The organism is Kitasatospora sp. NPDC056273 (assembly GCF_042268845.1).
In the GTDB taxonomy this organism is placed as follows: Bacteria; Actinomycetota; Actinomycetes; order Streptomycetales; family Streptomycetaceae; genus Kitasatospora.
Map to the genome: position 1 here is coordinate 57648 of NZ_JBHJSJ010000025.1, position 15824 is coordinate 73471.

Annotated in this window: 14 protein-coding genes; 6 read left to right on the forward strand and 8 right to left on the reverse strand. The window is 68.5% G+C overall.

The annotated features are described in order from the left end of the window. Nucleotides 1-112: 112 nt before the first annotated feature. From ACFCY1_RS22745 to ACFCY1_RS22755, 3 genes are all read right to left on the reverse strand, one after another. Entirely contained in the window at nt 113-763 is a 651-nt protein-coding gene (locus tag ACFCY1_RS22745; RefSeq protein WP_375875799.1) for a tyrosine-type recombinase/integrase, read from the reverse strand. A 293-nt stretch (nt 764-1056) separates the two neighbouring features. Further along, nucleotides 1057-2622, reverse strand: coding sequence for an ISL3 family transposase (locus ACFCY1_RS22750; RefSeq protein WP_375875800.1), 1566 nt, complete (start codon nt 2620-2622; stop codon nt 1057-1059). Between the two features lie 186 nt (nt 2623-2808). Continuing rightward, nucleotides 2809-3453 (reverse strand): hypothetical protein, encoded by a 645-nt coding sequence (locus tag ACFCY1_RS22755; protein WP_375875853.1) that lies wholly within the window; start codon nt 3451-3453, stop codon nt 2809-2811. 467 nt (nt 3454-3920) lie between these two features. Between ACFCY1_RS22755 and ACFCY1_RS22760 the strand changes: the two genes are divergently transcribed. After that, a complete protein-coding gene (locus tag ACFCY1_RS22760) occupies nt 3921-4337 on the forward strand; it encodes a DUF5959 family protein (RefSeq protein ID WP_375875801.1) in 417 nt (138 codons plus the stop codon). Nucleotides 4338-4403: 66 nt separating this feature from the next. Here ACFCY1_RS22760 and istB (ACFCY1_RS22765) read toward each other — a convergent pair whose 3' ends face one another. From istB (ACFCY1_RS22765) to ACFCY1_RS22780, 4 genes are all read right to left on the reverse strand, one after another. Then, nucleotides 4404-5198, reverse strand: coding sequence for an IS21-like element helper ATPase IstB (gene istB, locus ACFCY1_RS22765; protein ID WP_375875802.1), 795 nt, complete (start codon nt 5196-5198; stop codon nt 4404-4406). Nucleotides 5199-5209: 11 nt separating this feature from the next. After that, nucleotides 5210-6835, reverse strand: coding sequence for an IS21 family transposase (istA, locus tag ACFCY1_RS22770; protein ID WP_375875854.1), 1626 nt, complete (start codon nt 6833-6835; stop codon nt 5210-5212). A gap of 395 nt (nt 6836-7230) precedes the next feature. Then, the gene (locus ACFCY1_RS22775) at nt 7231-7512 is read right to left on the reverse strand and encodes a hypothetical protein (protein ID WP_375875803.1); all 282 of its coding nucleotides are present in this window, start codon (nt 7510-7512) and stop codon (nt 7231-7233) included. Nucleotides 7513-7937: 425 nt separating this feature from the next. Next, entirely contained in the window at nt 7938-8162 is a 225-nt protein-coding gene (locus tag ACFCY1_RS22780) for a hypothetical protein (protein WP_375875856.1), read from the reverse strand. Between the two features lie 20 nt (nt 8163-8182). Here ACFCY1_RS22780 and ACFCY1_RS22785 point away from each other — a divergent pair, with 20 nt between their 5' ends. From ACFCY1_RS22785 to ACFCY1_RS22805, 5 genes are all read left to right on the forward strand, one after another. Continuing rightward, the gene (locus ACFCY1_RS22785; protein ID WP_375875805.1) at nt 8183-9013 is read left to right on the forward strand and encodes an ISL3 family transposase; all 831 of its coding nucleotides are present in this window, start codon (nt 8183-8185) and stop codon (nt 9011-9013) included. Between the two features lie 71 nt (nt 9014-9084). Beyond that, nucleotides 9085-9798 (forward strand): transposase, encoded by a 714-nt coding sequence (locus tag ACFCY1_RS22790; protein WP_375875807.1) that lies wholly within the window; start codon nt 9085-9087, stop codon nt 9796-9798. Nucleotides 9799-9959: 161 nt separating this feature from the next. Continuing rightward, nucleotides 9960-11228, forward strand: coding sequence for an IS21 family transposase (istA, locus tag ACFCY1_RS22795; RefSeq protein ID WP_375875808.1), 1269 nt, complete (start codon nt 9960-9962; stop codon nt 11226-11228). Continuing rightward, nucleotides 11225-12076, forward strand: a complete 852-nt coding sequence (gene istB / locus ACFCY1_RS22800) for an IS21-like element helper ATPase IstB (RefSeq protein ID WP_375875809.1) — start codon at nt 11225-11227, stop codon at nt 12074-12076. Before istA (ACFCY1_RS22795) ends, istB (ACFCY1_RS22800) begins: the two co-directional genes overlap by 4 nt. 317 nt (nt 12077-12393) lie before the next feature. Then, entirely contained in the window at nt 12394-14373 is a 1980-nt protein-coding gene (locus ACFCY1_RS22805) for an ATP-binding protein (RefSeq protein ID WP_375875810.1), read from the forward strand. Nucleotides 14374-15120: 747 nt separating this feature from the next. Here the strand turns inward: ACFCY1_RS22805 and ACFCY1_RS22810 are convergent. Continuing rightward, nucleotides 15121-15498 (reverse strand): hypothetical protein, encoded by a 378-nt coding sequence (locus ACFCY1_RS22810; RefSeq protein ID WP_375875811.1) that lies wholly within the window; start codon nt 15496-15498, stop codon nt 15121-15123. Nucleotides 15499-15824 lie beyond the last annotated feature (326 nt).

Below are 15824 nucleotides of genomic sequence, written 5' to 3' on the forward strand. Positions count from 1 at the left end.
CCAGTGTCACCAGTCACAGAACCTGGGCCAGACCCCACCAGCTCGGTCGCGGTGAAGATGCGGTGCTGGGCCATCAGCTCACGCAGCCGCCAGGTGTAGCCGACCTTGCGCTTCATGCCTGCCTCCCGTTTTGGGCTTGGAGGGCGGCGGCGACGGTGGCGTCCAGGTGCCGGCGCAGGGTGCGGGTGCGGAAGTCCGAGGAGACGCAGGTGTAGATGGACGTGGTGCTGGCGTGCTCGTGGCCGACCTGTTCCTGGACGAAGCGGGGGTCCCAGCCGTCCTCGATGAGGTGGGTGACGTAGGACCTTCGGAAGGAGTGGTAGTCCAGGCCGTCGTCCAGGCCCAGGGCCTTGCGGTAGGCGATGAAACGGGAGTTGATGCGCTGGCAGCCGATCCGCAGTCCGCGCTCGGACGGCCAGGCTGCCGGGTTGCCGTCGGTGCCCAGCAGCGGGCGGACCTCGGTGAACCACTCGTCCAGGACGTCGGGCGTCCAGCCGAACACGGTCAGCACGCCGCGGCGCTTGGGCGGTGAGCCCTTCTTGGCCTTGCCGAACCGGACTTGGCAGCGGCCGAACTCGCCGCACTCGGCGCCGTGCGGGTTGCGGCCGAAGTCGGCGGCGTTGAGCATCCGCGTCTCGTTGCGCCGCAGCCCGTAGGCGTAGGCGGTCTTGAACAGGGTGGCGTCGCGGAACGCCGGCAGCCAGCCCTTTCGGCCGAAGGCCCTGATCCGGGTGTCGGCGTACGCATGGATGTGCTCAGCCACGTACGAGTGAACGGGGTCTGTCGCAATCGGTGTGATCGAGCCCGGGGCGGCTCGGCCTTCTGCATGGTCGAGCTTGGGCTGGTGCGGGCGGCTCGATTGTGAAACGCTCACGAAGTCGCTTCAACAGGTGCCGCCGGGGCACCCGAGGTCCAGTGGACCGAACCAGCGGGAGTAAGAGGCGGTGCAGGCGGCAGCCGTAGGCGTGGCGCGCGATCAGCGCCCTGAGTAGACCCCGCTGGATCCCGGTATACGTGGTGGCGCCACGACGGCGCCGATCATTTGCTCAGGGCGGGTCAGGCCCCGAGAAGTATCCGTTTACGGAGAAGATCGAGGCTGGCACGGCCGTATCCCTGACGCTTGATCAGCTTCACTCGCGTTACCTGGCCTTCGACCTGGCCGGAGCTCCAGGGCAGGGACAGTCCGGCGATGACGGCGTTCTCGTCGTACTGGAGTCCTTGGGCGAACGCCCGGATGGCCGGCAGGTCGTCGCGCAGGACACCGCTGATCCAGGCGGGCAGTTTGTGGCCGCGCAGGTTGGTCATCATGTCGGCGAAGCTGCGGACGTGGCCGGTGGCGGCCTCCAGCTCGGGGCAGGCGGCGTGGATCTCCTTGAGGTCGAGGGCCTCGTCGGGTCGTAGGAGCTCTGGCCGGGTGGTGATCCACTTCAGGATTCGGCGGGGCCGCGGGGCGGAGCGAGGTGCTGGTGGCACGACGGTGGAGCTCTTGAGCAGGCGGATGTAGCGGCCGACGCCGTCTCGGCTACCTTCGTAGCCGAGGGCCTGCACCTCCCGGTGAAGCTGGCTGGCATTGCGGCAGCCCTCGTTCCACCGCTGGTGAAGGTAGGACTTGAAGTCGTCAAGCAGGGTGGACCGGTTGACCACCTTGACCAGGACTTCGTCGACACTGCCGGCTCGGGCGTACCGTCGCACGGCGTAGTAGTCGAGCCGCAGGTCGCGGCTGATGCCCTTCAGCGATCGGCCTTGGGCCAGCAACTGGTGCACGGCGGCGTATCGTTCCCGCATCGTGGCCACGATGCGGCGCTCGCGCCCACGGACGTCACGCTCGGCGTCCGGCAGAGGAGTTGGCGAGTCTTCGTGGCTGTCCGCGAGCTGGCGGGCCTTGGTGCCGTAGGCCTGTCGGACGCAGGTGTAGTGTCCGGCGACCGTCTTCTCCACCACTTCGGCGAGGTTGTGCCACAGGTGCCAGGCGTCCGCGACCTGCACGGCCTGCGGGGCGCCGAGAGTGCAGCCCTCGGAGTAGGAGCGGGCCCGGTCCCGGCAAATAATCTCCACCTCCGGATGCGCCCGCAGCCAGGCCGCCAGCGAGTCAGCCTCCCGTCCGGCCAGCACGTCGACGGGCTCCCTGCGTTCCAGGTCCACCAGGATCGTGGCGTACTGGTGGCCCTTGAGCAGCGCGAAGTCGTCCACGCCGAGTACCCGGACCTGGGTCACGGCCGTCTCGGGCAGAGCGCGGGTGAGGCGGAGCAGGGTGTCCTTCGCGACGTCGACTCCCAGCGCGGCCGCCAGGCGGGTTCCTGGCCTGGCGGCAACCGACAGCGCGATCGAGGTCAGCGTCCGCCAGGGCAGTGGTGTGCGACGGGCATGGGGTGTCGTCAGCCCGTTCACCTGCTCGACGGACGTGACGGTGGCGCAGGACGAGTTCTGGCAACGGAACCGTCGGACCATCAGCTCGATTACCACCCTGGCGCCGCCGATCGCGGCATCGGCCAGCCGCCGGACGTACCGCCCATGAACCCGGGACGACGCCAGCCCGCAGCGGGAGCACACCGCCGTGGCGGCTTTCGCGCGGGCATGGAGCCGTACTCCGGCAGCCGTCCGCTCGACCCACTCGACCGACACGGCCGTCAGGTGAGGAAGAAGTAACTCAAGATCACGGGAGTCGCACGCCGAACATGATCACAGAAGGTGCCACTACTGCGGGCCCGATCACAGCGATTGCGACAGACCCCGTGAAACGTGCTCACCGCGCGCAGGCTTGGGTGCTGTGTCGAGCTCGGTTCGGCCGGTGGAACTGGGGCCGCTGTTCTACTGCTCGGGCGATCCGGCAGGTACGGGCAGGTCGAGGACCCGGGCAAGGGCGGCGGTGACAGGAGCCTGGTGGTTGGGCAGTCGCCAGCGGGCCCAGTCGGCGGCCAGTGCGAGGAAGCCGGCCAGGTCGTGCTCGGCACCAGCGAGCAGGCTGCGGAGTTCAGTGACGGGTAGTTCGATCACCGGGCTGTCGCTCTGTTCGGCGTTGACCGTGAGCCGGACGGTGTCGCCGGTGCACTCCGCGACCGGTGACACGGGTTCGTGGCCGAAGCCGAGCAGGCCGCCGCTCTCGACGAACCGGTGCCAGTCGCGCCAGTCCTCCAGCCCGTCGCAGCAGCCGGGCAGGAACACGGTGCCGGTGGTGGTGTCGGTGATCCGTAGACCGCCGGCCGCGAAGAGGTTGTCGAAGGTCAGCAGTCCGTGAAGGAGAGAGCCGAGCGGGTCGGCGGGCCGGGGAGGGCGGCTGTTGGCGGGGTCGTCGTCGGGGTCGATGTCGTTGCAGCTGACGATGCGCATCACCGCCGTCCCGACCTCGGCGGGCGAGAGTCCGCCGCTGAGGGGCAGGAAGCTGGCGGCCTCGGTCTCGGAGACGGGCCAGAGGTCGAAGCCATCAGGGCTGCGGATCTCCAGGACGGGCTGCATCACGATCACCCGGCGAAGTGTTCCGCACAACCTGCCCTCAGCGCCTCCCGATTACGCGAGGCGCCGCGTTCTGTCGAGCCGGGTTCAGCGTGAAACCTGAGCACCTTCAGCTGCACCGCCCTGGGCAGACCCGGGTGTACGCCGACACCGTGCGGGCGGTGAGCCTGCGGTGCGGCTGACCCCCGGGCCTGCGGGGAAGACCTCCAGGAGGACCCCGTGAACGCCGCCATCACCGGCTGACCCCCGCGCTCGCGGGGAAGACGCCGTGGGGGCGAGGCGGCCCTCGGCGACGAGCGGCTGGCTGCGTAGGTGAGAGGTGACAGCACTTATCGACGAGTTTGGGCAGCAGGTTGTGATCAACAGGCCGCGGAATATCGGCCAGACCTGACAGCACCCAGGCTGGGGGCGGGCGTGTCGGTGGCCTCCGGAATGATGCCCCTTATTCGAGGCCGACGAGAGGGACTGTGATGGATGACGACCTTGGCGACCTGATTCACCTCGCTGATCCGCCAGGAACGAGCGGTCACGTGGTCTCTCTCCGGGTGCTGGAGCGGGTCCCGGGCAGCGACTTCCTCGACTGCGAGTTCGTTGTGGAGACCGGGACCATCAACGGCAGCTTCCCTGTCGGCATCACGTCCGATGACCTCGACGCGTGGGAGGAAGCCCTCGACAAGCTCGCTGATAGTCGGTTGGTCTCGTGGCTGAACTCCGGTCGGTCGGTCCAGCTCGGGATCAAGCCGTTGCGGCCTGGTGTGATCGGAGTGTCGATCCATGACGGTCCGTCGTCGCAGGTGACGGTCAGCCTTCCTCTCTTGCCGCCAGCCGGCTGGATCGAGGATCACCGTGCGCGTCTTGAGAACGTGCGGCGGGTGCTCGCGGGCTGACCTTCCGGTGCGGTGTTCGGGCTCCCGCCCAACGATCTCCCCGAACACCGCACTCAGTTGCAGTTGTCAGCCGACCGTTTGCTGTTCGGCGCGGGCGCGGGTGGTGGCGAGACGGTAGGAGTCGGTGCCGGTCTCGATGATGTTGCCGCCGAAGGTGAGTCGGTCGACGATGGCCGCGCAGAGACGGGGGTCGGTGAAGGTCTTGGTCCAGCCGCCGAAGGACTCGTTGGAGGCGATGGCGACGCTGTTCTTCTCCTCGCGCTCGGTCAGGACCTGGAACAGCAGTTCGGCGCCCCTGCGGTCGAGTTCCATGTATCCGAGTTCGTCGATGCACAAAAGGTCGACGCGGCCGTAGCGGGCGATGGTCTTGGCGAGCTGCTTCTCGTCGGCGGCCTCGACGAGCTCGTTGACGAGCTTGGTGGCCAGCACGTACTTGACCCGGAAGCCGGCCATCGCGGCCTCGGTGCCCAGCGCGATCAGCAGGTGGGATTTGCCGGTTCCGGAGTCACCGATCAGGCAGAGCGGCAGGCTCTTCTTGATCCACTCGCAGGTGGCGAGGGTGTGGATCATCGCGGGGTCGATGTTCGGGTTCGCGTCGAAGTCGAACTTCCGCAGCGACTTGTCGCGGGGGAATCCGGCGGCCTTGATCCGGCGCTCGGAGCGGCGCCGGGCCCGGTCGTCGCACTCGGACATCAGCAGCTCGGCGAGGAACCCGAGGTAGGACATCTGCTCGCGCGAGGCCGCCTCGGCGAGCTCGGGGAACTGAGCGCGGATGGTGGGCAGCCGCAGCATCCGGCAGGCCTGGTCGACGGCGGCGTTGGCGGCCTGCTCGGTGAGTCCTCGCTGGCGGGGGAAGGTCACGGTGCTCTCCTTCAGGTGGTGGTCGGGCGGTCCGGCCGCCGGTGTCGCAGCAGCTGGTCGTAGTGGGCCACCGAGGGCAGCGGCCGGGTGTCGGGCGGCAGGTGGGCCAGGCGCCGAGCGGTCAGCGACGTCACGCTTGCCCGGCCTGTCGCCAGCGGCTCCGGCTCGGCGGGGACCGCTGCGGTGTCTGCCTCGGCGGCCTTTCGGGCCTCCAATGCGACGGCGTCGGCGGTCAGCGCGCCGGCCTTCAGGGCGACTGCGAGGCCTGCAACGAGGTGCTCGTGGGGCAGGTGGCGGCTCAGCAGCAGGACCTCGATCAGCGCGCGGGTGCCATCGCGCTCGCCGTGGGCCTTGCGGGCCGCTGCCCACCAGGCGTCGTGGACCGGGGTGAACCTGCCCGCGGAGCGGGCCTGTTCGAGCGCGGTCGCCCCCGGCAGGGCACCGGGCTTGCGGACCAGAACCTCCAGGTAGTGATCCAGGTCGAGGCGGGTGCCGCCCTTGGCGATCAGCCGCTCGTGCCGGGCGACCTCCTCCCGTCCGTCATGGACGACCACCTCGGAGGCGTGCAGCATCACGCGGACGGTGCGGCCGATCAACCGCACCGGCACCGAGTAGCGGTTCGTGCGGACGCTGATCTGGCCGTATCGGTCGACCCGCAGCGTGAACAGCCGTCCCGTTTCGAACGGCTCTTCCGGCAGCGGCGCCAGCAACGGCTGCTCGGCGGCGAAGTACTCGCCGACGGTGCGGGGCCGGGAGCGGATCCGGCGGGCGTTGTCCTCCTCGTCCCACTGGTCGATCATGGCGTTCAGTTCGGCGAGCGTGGCGACTTCGGGGACGGGGACCAGGTGGTTGCGGCGGAACCAGCCGATCTGGCCCTCGACGCCGCCCTTCTCGTGGGCGCCGCGGATGCCGGGCTGGCAGTAGAGGGCGTCGAGGGCATAGTGCGAGCGGAACGCGGTCCAGCGGTCGGCCTCCACCCGCTGGCGGGAGAAGCCCAGCACCTGGGCGACCGCGGCCCTAAGGTTGTCGTAGCGGACCTTCCCGGTCGGCACCCCGCCGAGCACGTTGAGAGCGTGGACGTGGCCCTCGAAGAACGCCTCCTGGCCGGCCGAGGCGAAGATGCGGTGCACCGCCTTGCCCGAGTAGGACAGCCGGAACGCGAAGAGGTAGCAGGTCACCAGCTCACCGGCCAGACGCACCGTCACGTCCCCGAAGTCGACCTCCGCCTCAGCACCGGGCTTGTGGGTCTGCGGCACGAACGCGTCCACCGTGCCCCGCCCCGCCTCGACGCGGATCTCCTCGCGCCGCGACGCCACGTAGCCGCGGACCATCTGGTAGGAGATCTCGTCCGCACCGTGCTCGTCCACCAGCCGATCGAAGATCCGCTTCACCGTGTGGCGCTGCTTGCGCGGCGCGTCCAGGTCGGCCCGCAGCATTTGGTCGATCAACGGCTTGAACGGGTCCAGCCTGGTCGCCCTGGGCTGCAGCTTCTTCCGCGGCTCCGGCCAGGCCGACGACAACGCCTTCTGTACCGTGCGGAACCCGACCCCGTACTTGCGCTCCAGCGCACGACCGGACAGGCCCGCCCGGGAGTCGCGGCGGATAGCCGCGTACAGATCGACCTTGGACTTCGGCAGCACCCATGCCCCCTCGTCGTGCAGAGCACAACCATGGTCCCGAAGCAAGCACTCAGGCGCTGTCAAAACTCAGCGACATCACTCTCCCGTGGCACAGGACGCTGTCGTCGCTGACCGACAGGTGCTGTCACAACTCACGTATAAAGCCAAGCGGCTGACCCTCGCGCTCGCGGGGAGGACCCTTCGCGACCTGCACCGTTCTGACGGCTTTGCCATTTCTTGACCAGCCTGCCGAGGGCAAGTCCGGCCGGCCTGTCGAGGTGTCAAGGAGCAGCGTCCGTCGCGCAGACGGCCATGATGGCGATCGCTGTCGGATGCCCGGGCGATGTCTGGTTCGGCCCCTGGGCGGACGAAAGGAGGGTGCTCCGGTCCGTGTCCCGTGGGCGGCGGGCTGTTCAGCGTGCGTCGGCCTCGTCGATCAGGTACTGGAGTTCGTCGAAGATCTGGAGTACGACGACGACCAGGACATGGTCGGCGACCATGAACTCCACCACGACACCGGGCGCGGCGTACGCCTTGCGCAGGTGCTCGTCCGGGCCGAGCGGCGCCGTCGCCGTCTTGTGGTACGGATCGCGGGCGAGAACGGTGAGCGCGCGGTCCAGGAGGTCGCGCCGGTCAGCGGGCAGGGCATCGAACGTCGCCCTCGCCTCGACGGTGTACTGCACCCGGTACGTCATGCCCACACGATAGCCGGGCCAGATCCCCCGCCGGGAGAGAGTCCATCGACCGGTGACCTGCCCCCCGGGCACTGTCCGGGACGGCCGACCCCCGCGCTCGCGGGGAAGACCCTTCGCGACCTGCATCGTTCTGACGGCTTTGCCAGGCCTTGACCAGCCTGCCGAGGAACACGAGGCGGGCCGGCCTGTCGAGGTGTCAAGGAGCAGCGCCCATCGTGGCAGACGGCCACGACACCGTTCTCCGCGGACACCGTTGAAGGCCTGGGCGGTGTTTGGGCCTGTGTGGGCGGGGCCGGGGGAGGAGCCACCATCGAGGGCGGCGGCACCCGGAATCCTCATGTCGGCAACGGGTGAAACGAGGTTCTGGATCACTTTCAGTGCTGATGTGACTGATCGTCATTGCCTGTGCCGGGAACGGGTGCCGGTCACACGGCGAGGAGAACGCGCTTGCATAGGAGGTCCAGGCCCGCGCGGCCGAACATCTGCCGCTTCAGCATCTTGATCCGGTTCACCTGCCCCTCCACCGCCCCCGAGCTGAACGGCAGACTCAACCCCGCCACCACCGCCCCAAGATCAGAACCGATCCCGTTCACAAACGACACCAACGATGTGTGATCACTTTCGGTGGTCTCCGAATGGGACGGCGCCACGTGCGTGATGATCAATGGCCGTGAACAAGGTGGATGCTCAGGAAGTCCTGTTCCCAGACCTGGACGACCTGGAGATAGCGAACATCGAGATCGGCAGCGATACCGTGACCGTCGCGGCCGGCGCGCGGGCGCCCGAGGCGGTCTGTCCGGCCTGCGGCGCCGGATCACGTCGGGTCCACAGCCGCTACGAGCGCCGGTTGGCGGACTCGGCAGTCGGTGGCCGACAAGTCATCGTGAAACTGCAGGTCCGGCGCTTCCGCTGCCCCGCGACGTTGTGTCCCCGGGCGACATTCGTCGAGCAGGTCGCCGGGCTCACCTTCCGCCACGGGCGGCGGAGCCTGCGGCTGCACACGATCCTGCAGGCGGTGGCCTTGATGCTGGCTGGCCGAGCCGGCGCCCGACTGTCCGACGTCCTCAGCTCGAAGGTCAGCCGCTCGACGCTGCTGCGGCTGATCCGCGCGATGCCCGACCCTCACACGCCAACACCGCGAGTACTTGGAGTCGATGACTTCGCCCTGCGCAAGGGACACGTCTACGGCACCGTACTGATCAACATCGAGACCCGTCGCCCCGTCGATCTGTTGCCCGACCGCGAGGCCGCCACCCTCGCCCACTGGCTGACCGAGCACCCCGGCGTCGAGGTCATCTGCCGCGACCGCGCCACCGGCTACGCCGAAGGAGCCCGCCTCGGCGCACCGAACGCGGTCCAGGTCGCGGACCGCTGGCACCTGTTCCACAACCTCACCGAAGCCGTGGATCGTGCGTCACCCGGCACTCCACCCAACTGCGCGAACCCGCCCATGTCCCCACCCCTGAGGAATCCGCGGCAGCCCTCGCCAAACTGCAACTGATCACCACGACCGCGAAGGCAGACCGGGGCGCCCACCGCTACGCGGACCGCACCCGCGAACGGCACCAGGCTGTGCATACCCTCCTCGACCAGGGCCTGTCCCGGCGGGAGATCAGCCGCCGACTGGGCCTGGCCCGCGGAACGGTGCGCAGGTTCGCCCACGCCGCCGCCCCCGAGGAGCTCGTGGTCGGCAAGTGGCAGGGCCGCACCAGTGTCCTGGACGACTACAAGCCCTACCTCCACCAGCGATGGCAGGAGGGCTGCACCACTGCGAAGACGCTCTTCGACGAGATCAAGGCCGCCGGCTACACCGGTGGCCTGACGGTTCTGCGCGACTACCTGCGACCCCTGCGATCCGGCGCCCAGCCACAGGATCGCTCCACCCGGCCGCCCTCGGTCCGCGACGTGACCACCTGGATCACCCGTCACCCCGACAGCCTCACCACCGACGAGACCCTCAAGCTCAAGGGCATTCTCACCCGCTGCCCACAGCTCGACGTCACCGCCGACCACGTCCGGACCTTCGCCGAGATGATGACCGCCCGCACCGGCCGCGACCAGCTGGCCGGCTGGATCGACCAGGTTAAGGCCGGCGGCCCGCCCGAGTTGGTGTCGTTTGTGAACGGGATCGGTTCTGATCTTGGGGCGGTGGTGGCGGGGTTGAGTCTGCCGTTCAGCTCGGGGGCGGTGGAGGGGCAGGTGAACCGGATCAAGATGCTGAAGCGGCAGATGTTCGGCCGCGCGGGCCTGGACCTCCTATGCAAGCGCGTTCTCCTCGCCGTGTGACCGGCACCCGTTCCCGGCACAGGCAATGACGATCAGTCACATCAGCACTGAAAGTGATCCAGAACCTGAAACGAGGACCACGGACAGCGGATCAAAAGCGGGTCACTTCGTGATCTCTTGATGATCCTGACTTCATGGGTACGGGAGTCAGGAGGAAAGAGGTGATCGGAGTGGAGGACTGGGCTGAGATCCGTCGGCTGCATCGGGCCGAGGGGTTGTCGGCGCGGGCGGTGGCCCGGCAGCTGGGGATCTCCCGGGGCACGGTGGCGCGGGCCCTGGGCTCCGATCGACCGCCGGTCTACCAGCGGCCGTTGAAGGGCTCGGCGGTGGATGCGGTGGAGCCGGCGGTCCGCGAGTTGTTGCAGCAGACCCCGACGATGCCGGTCACGGTGATCGCCGAGCGGATCGGCTGGGACCGGGGGCTGTCGATCCTGCGGGAGCGGGTGCGCGAGCTGCGGCCGGCCTACCTTCCCGTCGACCCGGTCTCGCGGACGGTCTACGAGCCCGGCGGGCTGGCCCAGTGCGACCTGTGGTTCCCGGAGGCGGACATCCCGCTCGGCTACGGCCAGAGCGGCCGTCCGCCCGTGCTGGTCATCGTCTCCGGCTACTCCAGGATGATCACCGCCAGGATGCTGCCCTCGCGGCAGACCAACGATCTGATCGACGGGCACTGGCGGCTGCTGACCGGCTGGGGCGCCGTTCCGAAGACGCTGGTCTGGGACAACGAACCGGGCGTCGGCAGGGGCCGGCCGACCAGCGAGTTCGCCGCCCTGGCGGGTCTGCTCGCCATCCGGATCCACTTCTGCCGGCCCCGCGATCCGGAGGCGAAGGGTCTGGTCGAGCGCGCCAACGGCTACCTGGAGACCTCCTTCCTGCCAGGACGCACGTTCGCCGGACCCGGAGACTTCAACACCCAGCTGACCGCATGGCTGCAGAACGCCAACCGCCGCCGGCACCGCGCGATCGACGCCCGGCCCCTCGACCGTTGGGAGACGGACAAGGCGGCCATGCTGGCCGTCCCGCCCGTCGACCCGCCCACCTGGTGGCCGCTTCGCACCCGCCTGGGCCGCGACCACTACATCCGCGTCGACACCAACGACTACTCCGTCCACCCCCGCGCGATCGGCCGCCTCGTCACCGTCCGGGCCGACACCGAGGAGATCACCGTGACCTGCGGCGACGACGTGGTGGCCCGCCATGCCCGCTGCTGGGCCCGCCACCAGTCGATCACCGACCCCGAGCACGCCGCCGCGGCCCACCGCCTGCGCGAGGAGGTCCGGCAGCAACGGCCCGCCCGCGCACGCACCGCCCAGGCCCGGCTCCTGGCGCCCGACGGCCTCGGCGTCGAGGTCGAGCAGCGCGAGCTGGCCACCTACGACCGTATCTTCACCCTCATCGAGGGCGGAGCCGGAAAGGAGGACCCCCGATGACCCCGACCACCGCCCCCATCAGCCAGAACACCACCACCGCCAAGAGCGGCCGTCCACCCGATACACGCGCTGCCCGCACCGGCCGGCAGACCGCCGCCGACCTCGTCTTCCTCGCCCGCGCGATGAAGGCCCCCGCCCTGCTGGACGCCGCCGAGCGCCTGGCCGAACGCGCCCAGGCCGAGTCCTGGACCCACCTCGAATACCTTGTCGCCTGCCTGCAACGCGAAGTCGCCGCCCGCGACAGCCACGGCGGAGAGGGCCGCATCCGCGCCGCGCATTTCCCCGCCATCAAGACCATCGAGGACCTCGACCTCGCGCACCTGCGCGGGCTGACGCGCCAGCAACTCGCTCATCTGGGAACATTGGACTTCATAGCAGCCCGGGAGAACGCAATTTTTCTGGGCCCGCCCGGGACGGGCAAGACACATCTGGCCACCGGGCTCGCCATCCGGGCCTGCCAGGCCGGGCACCGGGTCGCGTTCGCGACCGCCGCCCAGTGGGTCGACCGCCTGGCCGCCGCCCACCAGGCCGGCCGGCTCCAGGACGAACTGGTCAAGCTCAGCCGCTACCCGCTGATCGTGGTTGATGAAGTCGGCTACATCCCTTTCGAGGCCGAGGCCGCGAACCTGTTCTTCCAGCTGATCTCGAACAGATACGAGAGGGCGAGCGTGATCGTCACCTCGAACAAGCCGTTCGGGCGTTGGGGAGAGGTCTTCGGCGACGAGACCGTCGCCGCCGCCATGATCGACCGGCTCGTCCACCACGCCGAGGTCCACTCCCTCAAAGGCGAGTCCTACCGCATGCGAGGACGCGAACTCGGACACGTCCCCACCGACGACAACGACTGACACACACCATCCATCCAGCGAGACCACGACTGGCCCACAACTGAACCGCTGGAACCGGCCCGTTTTGAGTCGTTGCCGACAGGGGGTCAGCCGGTCGACGACCAGGGCCGCATCCTGACCGCCTAGTCCTCCCCGCGCCTGCGGGGGTCAGCCGACCACTTGACGCGACCGCTCCGGCAGCTGGTCGTTCTCCCTGCGCTCGCAGGGGTCAGCCGCCCACGGGCGACGCAGTACGGAGGACACAGTCGCCAGCGAGAGCCAGCGCCCGCCTGCTGGGCAACTGCCAACAAGTCGTCGGGCTGTGCCATATTGCTGCAATGCGGATTCCGGTTGAAGTAAAGCCCGACTTCATCGAGAAGGTTGCACGTCGGACCGATCCCGTCGGAGCGGTCGAAGAGTTGGTCTGGAACAGCCTCGACGCCGATGCAACCCGTGTCGAGATCGATCTTGAACTCAACGACCTCGGCGGACTTGCCGCTGTGATCATCCGGGACAACGGGCACGGAATTCCCAGTGCGTCCGCCACCGACGCCTTCAGCGGGATGGGCGGTTCCTGGAAACGCGCTGCTCCAGGCACACACGGAGGTCGGCAGCTACACGGCCGCAACGGCTACGGCCGCTTCCGGGTCCTGGCGCTGGGCTCGACGGCCCAATGGTCCTCCGTAGCCGAGAGCCCGGACGGAACACGCGAGTGCATCACCATCAACTTCAACGACGGCAGCAGCATCTTCAACCTGGACAGCCAGGGCACTTCGACTGCGGACACAGGGACAACGATCCGCATCACAGGAGAGGCGCAACGCAAAACCCGACTGCTGGACAGCGAGGCGACACTGACCGCCCTGAACAGCCGGTTCGCGATCTACCTGAACAAGTACCCCGCAGTGCAGATCCTCTGGCGCGGCACCGCGCTGAACCCCGCCGAGGCAGTACTGAAGGAGTTCACCGAACCCCTCGACGTCGGAGCCTGGACGGCGGGCGAGCCGCCAATGCTGCGCATCGTCGAGTGGCGGGTCAAGCCCCCCAAGCGGGAACTGCTGATCTGCGACAGCATCGGTGTCCACCGCCTCACCCTCGCCGCAGGCATTCAGGCGCCGGACTTCCACTTCACTGCCTACGTCCTCGGTGAACAGTTCGCCGGCCTGACTGACCACGACTCCCTAGAAGGGGAGTTCGAGCACACCGACTCGATACTGGGCATGGCGGTGCAGGCCGCTCGCACCCGGCTGCGCTCCTACTTCCGTGAACGTGAGCGTGAACGGACGAAGGACCAGGTCCGACAGTGGATCGAGGAGGAGATCTACCCCTACAACGGCGAGGCCGGCAGCCCGGTCGAGACTGCCGAGCGCACCACCTTCGACGAGGTCGCCACCCTGATCAGCCGACACATCCAGGGCGCAAAAGCCGTGAAGCGTACCCAGATGGTGCTCCTGCGCGAAGCCCTGCGACGCCAGCCCACGGCCATGCCGCGCGTACTCGACGAGCTGTTCAACCTCAGCCAGGCCCAGAAGGAGAAACTGGAGGAACTGGTCGACAAGACCCCGCTGTCCAATCTGATCGCAACCAACGCCCAGACCATCGATCGCCTTGACTTCCTGACACTGCTGCGCACCCTCCTCTTCGGACATGCTTCCCGCCAGGCCCTGCGGGAGAAGGACCAACTGCACCGGATGTTGGAGAAGGAGCTGTGGGTCTTCGGCGACCAGTACGCCTCGGCAGTCTCCGAGATCGGACTGACTGAAGCACTCGAACGGCATCTCAGCATGCTCGACGAGGCGAGCGGGACGCCGACCCGACGGCCCCCGCAGCAGGTCCGGCGGGCGGACGGCAGCAGCGGACGGCTCGACCTCATGCTCTCCGCCGTCGTAGGAGCAGGCGACGACAAGCGGCACCTGGTCGTGGAACTGAAACGCCCGAACCTGACGCTGACCGACAAGGAGATCACCCAGGTCCGCAGCTACGCCTACACCGTCACCAACGATCAGCGCTTCCGCCACGATCAGGACGTGAAATGGGACTTCTGGCTCGTTGGTAACGAAATCGCCCCCGCCGCGCAATGGCAGATCAACGCCAGCAACCTGTCCGACGGACGGCTGCAGGACGACGGCAGGGTCAGTATCCGGGTCGTTCGCTGGGGTGAGATCCTGGACAACTGCGAGGAACGCCTGCGCAAGCAGCAGGAGCGCCTGAACTACGCCTCCACCCAGGCCCGAGCAGCGGAGTATGCCGGGCGCGTACACTCCGACGCCAACATCCTCACTCTGGTCAACCCACGAAGCGCGAACCCCTCCGCTTGATAGACGCTCGCTGAACCCCTCACACAACGCGGGTCGGTACTCGGTTGTGGCCGGTCCTCCCCGCGCGCACGGGGGTCAGCCGCACCCCAAACCCCCGGCACGGCGCGCTGAGCTGTCCTCCTCGCAGGCGCGGGGGTCAGCCGATCTTCCGCCCCGGCCGATGGGGGTGCGAGGTCCTCCCCGCAAGCGCGGAGGCGGTTCTGAGTTGGCAGAGGGAGCTGTTGGTCGGCTTCTGATTTGCCCCGTGTTCGCGGGGCGGGTGCCTTGCCGATACTCCTTGGCATGACGCCCCGTCAGTAGTGGACAGCAGGCCACGTGCTTGCGGGTCATTTCGCCGATGGCTGTCTGGGGCCGTCGGCCTGAGGGAGGTCCTGATACGCGAGTCAGGACGGGGCTGCGGCCTACTCGGCCTGGTGGCGGCAGGGGACGGCGATGGTGGTCGGGCCGGACCTTCCTCGGAGGCGGTCGCGGAGGTGCGGAAACGTGATGCGGGAGGCACAGGGCGTGGCCCAGGCGGTGGCTGTCCTTGACGCGGTTCGGGTGCCGGTGTCGGCGGACAGCGAGTTTCGCCGGTCGCCCTTCGTCGTAGGTGGTGCCGGGGCCGGCGGTGAGCCCGCGCGTTGAGGGCGTCATGCGGTCGGGGCAGGCCGCCGCGAGGCTGTCGATGGCGTTCGGGGCAGTGCCTCCGTCAGGCCGTGCGGACGGAGGCGGATCGGGCGGCGTGCGCGGGTTGAGGAGCCTCGGTCATCAGGCGTCGGCCGGCTCGGGTTCCGCGTCCTGGCTTTCGCCACTCGCCGGCGCTGCTGCGGGGGAGGGGAAGGCGAGCTTCGCCATGCGTGCGGAGATTTCCTTCCGGCCCTTCAGCGCGGCCTGCACATCGCGCTTGGGGATCCCGGCCGTCTCCGCGAGTTCCTCGATGTCGCCGTCGAAGAGCGGCACGGCCTTCTCCAGTTCCCTTGCGAGCTCTCCCTGGGCCAGCTCGACTCGCTCCTTGGCCCTGTCGATCGCGGTCAGGGCGGAGGTCTGGCGGCTCTGCCGCTGCCGGAGGTCCTCGCGTTCCTGTTCCTGGCGTCGCTTCAGGGTGGCGCGCCGGTCGATCATCTGCTCGTTCCTGTGTGAGGTCATGGCGCGATCCTGGCGTCCCACCTTGCCCGAGTACAGCACCTTCGGGTGAGCCGCTTCGTGTTGTCGCTCGGCAGAAGGAATACGTGTTCCGGAAGTGCCCGATCACGAGCAGATCGGAAGGCGACGGAGCGACGACCAGGAGGGGTGAGAGACGATCGAGGAAGAGCAGCGGACACGGACGAGATGCCGAAGCGAGAGCGAACGAGCAACTAGCCTGATCAAGGACAGCACACCTCTTGCTATCCGCCGTTGATCCCGAAGGAGCGCGCCAGGTGCCCTGCTCCGTCGGCCGCCCGAGCGACCGGTACGTCGCCGGCGCTGCGGTG

Excerpts from the sequence above, each read along its gene's own strand:
- ACFCY1_RS22775 (WP_375875803.1), bottom strand. The coding sequence starts at position 7,512 with ATGACGTACCGGGTGCAGTACACCGTCGAGGCGAGGGCGACGTTCGAT.
- ACFCY1_RS22760 (WP_375875801.1), top strand. The coding sequence starts at position 3,921 with ATGGATGACGACCTTGGCGACCTGATTCACCTCGCTGATCCGCCAGGA.
- istB (WP_375875809.1), top strand. The coding sequence starts at position 11,225 with ATGACCCCGACCACCGCCCCCATCAGCCAGAACACCACCACCGCCAAG.
- ACFCY1_RS22810 (WP_375875811.1), bottom strand. The coding sequence starts at position 15,498 with ATGACCTCACACAGGAACGAGCAGATGATCGACCGGCGCGCCACCCTG.
- ACFCY1_RS22805 (WP_375875810.1), top strand. The coding sequence starts at position 12,394 with ATGCGGATTCCGGTTGAAGTAAAGCCCGACTTCATCGAGAAGGTTGCA.
- ACFCY1_RS22755 (WP_375875853.1), bottom strand. The coding sequence starts at position 3,453 with ATGCAGCCCGTCCTGGAGATCCGCAGCCCTGATGGCTTCGACCTCTGG.